General features: G+C 49.6%; 1 rRNA gene. It reads right to left on the minus strand.

The window, feature by feature from the left end:
• Nucleotides 1–1,488, minus strand: a 23S ribosomal RNA gene (locus OIF33_RS17030); the annotation flags it as partial.

Below are 1,488 nucleotides of genomic sequence, written 5' to 3' on the forward strand. Positions count from 1 at the left end.
GCTTAGACTAGCATCCAATAGCTAGCACACACTATCCTCCTGCGTCACGCCATCGATAATAACGATGGTAGTGGTACTGGAATATCAACCAGTTGTCCATCACCTACGCCTTTCGGCCTCGGCTTAGGTCCCGACTAACCCTCAGCGGACGAACCTTCCTGAGGAAACCTTAGGTTTTCGGCCTGTGGGATTCTCACCCACATCTCGCTACTGATGCCAACATTCTCACTCGTAACCAGTCCACCGCTCCTTACGGTACGACTTCAGCCCGGTTACGACGCTCTCCTACCGCTTGAACTAAGTTCAAGCCCGTAGCTTCGGTGGTAAGTTTAGCCCCGTTACATTTTCGGCGCAAGATCTCTCGACTAGTGAGCTATTACGCACTCTTTTAATGAGTGGCTGCTTCTAAGCCAACATCCTAGTTGTCTTAGAAATCTCACATCCTTTCCCACTTAACTTACACTTTGGGACCTTAGCTGACGATCTGGGCTGTTTCCCTTTTGACCACGGATCTTATCATTCGTAGTCTGACTGCCGAGCTCAAAGTATGTGGCATTCGGAGTTTGATAAGGTTCGGTAAGCGCTATGCCCCCTAGCCCATTCAGTGCTCTACCTCCACTACTCATACTCGACGCTAGCCCTAAAGCTATTTCGGAGAGAACCAGCTATCTCCGGGTTCGATTGGAATTTCTCCGCTATCCACAGCTCATCCCATGCTTTTTCAACAGCAACGTGGTTCGGTCCTCCACGAGGTTTTACCCTCGCTTCAACCTGGCCATGGATAGGTCACCCGGTTTCGGGTCTACGGCATGCAACTAGTCGCCCTATTCAGACTCGGTTTCCCTTCGGCTCCGTACCTTAAGTACTTAACCTTGCTACATACCGTAACTCGTTGGCTCGTTCTACAAAAAGCACCTCATCACCCTCATAAGGGGCTCTGAGCGGTTGTAGGCATACGGTTTCAGGTTCTATTTCACTCCCCTCCCGGGGTTCTTTTCACCTTTCCCTCACGGTACTGCTTCACTATCGGTCATCAGGTAGTATTTAGCCTTGGGAGGTGGTCCTCCCTGCTTCCCACAAGGTTTCACGTGTCTCGTGGTACTCTGGATCATAACTCGTGGTCTTCTCGTTTCACTTACAGGACTATTACCTTCTACGGTGGAGCTTTCCAGCTCTCTTCAGTTACAATAGCCTCCACTTTTATGTTATGTCCGCAACCCCGGAAACAAGTTTCCGGTTTGGGCTCTTTCCCTTTCGCTCGCCGCTACTAAGAAAATCGATTTTTCTTTCTCTTCCTCCAGGTACTTAGATGTTTCAGTTCCCTGGGTTACCTTCATTAAGCTATGTATTCACTTAACGATACATGGGGTTTCCCATGTGAGTTTCCTCATTCGGAGATCTTCGGATCTCAGGCTATGTGCGCCTACCCGAAGCTTATCGCAGCTTATCACGTCCTTCATCGGCTCCTGATGCCAAGGCATTCACCAT

It is taken from the genome of Clostridium sp. LIBA-8841 (assembly GCF_034439435.1).
In the GTDB taxonomy this organism is placed as follows: Bacteria; Bacillota; Clostridia; order Clostridiales; family Clostridiaceae; genus Sarcina.